Here is a 3771-nt window from a genome sequence, read left to right on the forward strand (position 1 = left end):
GACGCCCACATAACAGAGTCTGGATTGGTGCGGTAAACACTGCCATCCATAAGTTTTATATCTCTATCTCTGATATGTGCATACTCATTGGTGCTTGGCAAAGTATTGATGTTCACTTCTGAGCAAAACAGTAACGCGTTTTTATCCGATATAGAGTCGAAGTAAACATTTGTTGGCACGTTAAAGTACGTATCTGTATCTAGAAAAAGCAGTTTATCTTCAGGACTCAACTCTAAATTATCACAAAGATATTTTAAGCCGCGGTTCTTAATTCTAAAGTGATAAGTATTGTCTAGACTCCATTCAGCCTTTTGATCAGGCGATATCGGAAACACTTTAATTGGCATATTAGCGAAGTGCTCAGGCTCTTCTGCTAGAACAGAAATTTCAGGCCTAGTTCCATTTGCCTCAACCCAATTGGCTAAAAAAGACAAAATGCAAAATCTTGCGCCTTGATAGTAAGTTCTATCATTGCCATAAATGACAAATGTTAAGTGTTTTCTAGCCAATTCTGATTTCATAATTTAGTACTTCGTAATATTTTTAAAAAGTGCTTTGTGCTTGCTGCTGACATGGCTTCGAACATGAGTTCGGTATCCCTCTTTAAACCAACTTCTAACCGTCGCATAAAGTCCTGAGGTTCTACCACTCAACTCACTATCAAATGCACCGGTTTTACTGCCCTGACGAACCAAAGGTGGGTGTGTCCAAAAAATATTGTACTCTAATGTCGTTCGTTCATTACCAATATAACCATCAATAGGTGCGTCGGTTATATTGTTTTCCATATGCTCTACCATTGCGCGAGCAAAACTAAGGTCATAAAGCAAACCACCAGTAAGCTTGTTCGTTTTACACAAGTACAGATGTTGATTTGGTACTCTTACTGATGTGGGTACTAAACTCGACGCCTCTTCAATATTTACAAGATACTTTTCTTCACCAACAAGCTCGCTTTGGAAAGCTTCTAGTTGCTCAATAAAATCGCTATTTAAAAAAGCATCATCTTCTAACACTAATACTTGTGGAATTTGTTCTTCTACGACTTTTTTCATCACTAAGTAGTGCTTATAAAAGCAAGACTTCTCAGGGAGCCTCAGTGAGTCGTCAAAAAAGCCATTTCTAACGTCATCAGATAGATCATCGATATCACCAGCTAACATATATTCGTAATCAGTGATGCCCACTTCTGGCAGGTGCTTATCTATATGTTTTCTACGTTCTTCGTAGCCTTTGCTTACATGGATAACAAAAGTTTTGATCATGGTGATGTCTCAATATTGGTTGACTGATTATTGGTGGCTGAATGATGTATCAATTGGAGTGTTTGTTGTAACGCACCTTGATTCTGTTGAACTATACCATAGCCTATTCGCCCTTTTTCAATTAACTCTTTAGGCTTGGATAATGCACTGATCATTTGTAAAGCAAGCTCATTCTCATCGGCTACAACAGACAGTGCGCTTGACTCGATCAATTGATTCGCTAGGTCTGCAAAATTGAAATAGCTCGGCCCTGTTAAGCAGTATTTTTGAAGCAGCGCAGGTTCGATGAAGTTATGCCCTCCTACTTTCTTTCCAAGTAGGCTTCCTCCCATAAAAACAAGATCGCTCGCAGAAAGCATAACCATAAGCTCTCCCATCGTATCCCCCAAGTAAACGTCGACATCGAGCGGTAACTCGTCAACAACTTCGGTTCGACGAACCAAAACTAAGCCTCGGTTTTTGGCCAATTCAGCAACTGAATCAAACCGTTCAGGATGACGAGGCACTATCACTAACAGCAACTCTGGCCGTTGGATTTTGGCTTGTTGGTAAGCTCTAAAAATTTGTTCATCTTCGCCCGCATGAGTGCTCGCGGCGACAACAATCTGCCTACCCTGCCCCAAAATATCTTTAAGATGCTCGCCTTGTGCGATTACATTATTATCAATCGACACATCGTACTTAATTGACCCTGTGACAATGACTTTTTCGCTCGGCGCACCTAGTAACTCAAATCGAGATTTATCATCAGAGTGTACCGTCAATATTAAACTTAACTTAGAAATTGTCGGATAAATTAACGAACTCATTTTTTGATAATTACTGGCTGATTTTTCGGATAATCGTCCATTGACTAATATCATCGGAATATCATTTTTAGCAACGGTGTTAATGGTGTTTGGCCATAATTCCGTTTCAATAATGAGCATGTTGTCTGGCTGAATGCGGTTGATAAAACGTTGAACACACCAACTAAAATCAATAGGCATATAACGGTGGCTAATCGAACCGCTCATCTTTTCTACCTGTTCAGCGCCTGTACTCGTTGTTGTAGTGATCAGTATTCTTTTATCTGGGTTTTGTATCGCCAGTTGTTCGACTAACTTTTTACTCGCCAGCACTTCCCCTACTGAAACGGCATGAATCCAAATCACACCCGATTGTCTATTCTTAATAGGCGGTGTAAATCCGAAATGCTCTTTCCAGCGATGACCAAAAGGCGGTTTGTTTGCTTTAGAGCGATACAGGCCCCAAAGCAGAATAGGGCTGACAAGGCAAAGTAGCGCGGTATAGGCCCAACGAACGACGATGCTCATATAACGACCTTATTTATATTTTACCTTGGGAAATAACATCAAACTGCTCAATAGCACTAATGACTCTACTTGGCATTAACTCAGTTAGGCACTTTAGATGCAGCTTGGGACAAGTTCGTTCAAAGCAAGGTCGGCACTCAATATCAGTATTGATGATTGCCAGTTTGTTCGTTAGCGGAGGCGTATATTTAGGTGAACTAGAGCCATAAACAGCCACGACATTACAGCCCACCGCGGCGGCCACATGCATTAGCCCAGAATCATTGCTAACGACAGTACGACAAGCCCCGATCAAGTCTACAGCCTGAATTAAGCTCGTATCTCCAGCTAAATTGAAGCAATGCTGCTGCATATTAACAGGGACTTGTTCGATTATCTTTTGGGTTACTTCACGATCTTTAGCCGAGCCAAACAACCACACTTGGTAACCTTGCTTTATCATCGCTGTCGCTGCTGTTGCAAAGTGATTATCAGGCCAACGTTTCGCAGGGCCAAACTCAGCACCAGGACATAAACCAAGGACAGGCCTTTGATTGTTTAAACCAAATTGCTCCATAGCCTTTTGTTGGCTGGAGTCAACAACTTGTAGGCTTGGAAAAGGTAATGATGACAATTCACCTAAACAACCACTACCCGTCATTTCAGCTTTAGGGTGCGCTAACGCTACATATCGCTCTAACATGTATTGAAACGCTTTTTTATTGGTTCTAACGTCATTAAGCAAACCAAAACGCATTTCACCTTTCCAGCCAACTCGTTCAGGAACGCGTGCAAACAGGGGAATTAAAGCTGATTTCGCGGAGTTAGGTAATACGTACGCTTTATCGTACTGTACTTCCCTCAACGATTTGCCGATCTTATAACGAGATTTCAGATCAAATTGCCCATGCCCTAGTGGCATTTCAAGAGCTTGATTGACTTGTGGCATTCTTTCTAAAATAGGCTTACACCATGCTGGCGCTAAAACATCAATTTTTGCGTCAGGATACTGTCTTTGCAACTCAATATATAAGCCTTGAGACATCACCATGTCTCCAACCCATGACGGGCCAATAATCAGAATTTTCATTTGTCTTGCTCGTAAATAGCGTGTTCGTTAATAGTTTGGCCAGATAGTCTAAAATATTCTTGAAGTGTTTTAATGCAAACCAATTTTTCTAGTTGTTCATCTTGGAAAGGAGCAAGGTATT

At 41.0% G+C, this 3771-nt stretch carries 3 protein-coding genes and 1 pseudogene; all 4 read right to left on the minus strand.

Features of this window, described 5'->3' with window-relative positions; translation table 11 throughout:
• A pseudogene (locus AB4232_RS21860) lies at window positions 1–521 on the minus strand (hypothetical protein); the annotation flags it as partial.
• Window positions 522–524: 3 nt separating this feature from the next.
• The gene (locus tag AB4232_RS21865; protein ID WP_372088005.1) at window positions 525–1265 is read right to left on the minus strand and encodes a glycosyltransferase family 25 protein; all 741 of its coding nucleotides are present in this window, start codon (window positions 1263–1265) and stop codon (window positions 525–527) included.
• Entirely contained in the window at window positions 1262–2581 is a 1320-nt protein-coding gene (waaA, locus tag AB4232_RS21870; protein WP_372088006.1) for a lipid IV(A) 3-deoxy-D-manno-octulosonic acid transferase, read from the minus strand. Before waaA ends, AB4232_RS21865 begins: the two co-directional genes overlap by 4 nt.
• Before the next feature lie 13 nt (window positions 2582–2594).
• Window positions 2595–3650 (minus strand): lipopolysaccharide heptosyltransferase II, encoded by a 1056-nt coding sequence (waaF, locus tag AB4232_RS21875; RefSeq protein WP_371707602.1) that lies wholly within the window; start codon window positions 3648–3650, stop codon window positions 2595–2597.
• Window positions 3651–3771: the final 121 nt, after the last annotated feature.

Source organism: Vibrio sp. 10N.286.46.A8, from assembly GCF_041470165.1.
GTDB classification, from domain to species: domain Bacteria; phylum Pseudomonadota; class Gammaproteobacteria; order Enterobacterales; family Vibrionaceae; genus Vibrio; species Vibrio tasmaniensis_A.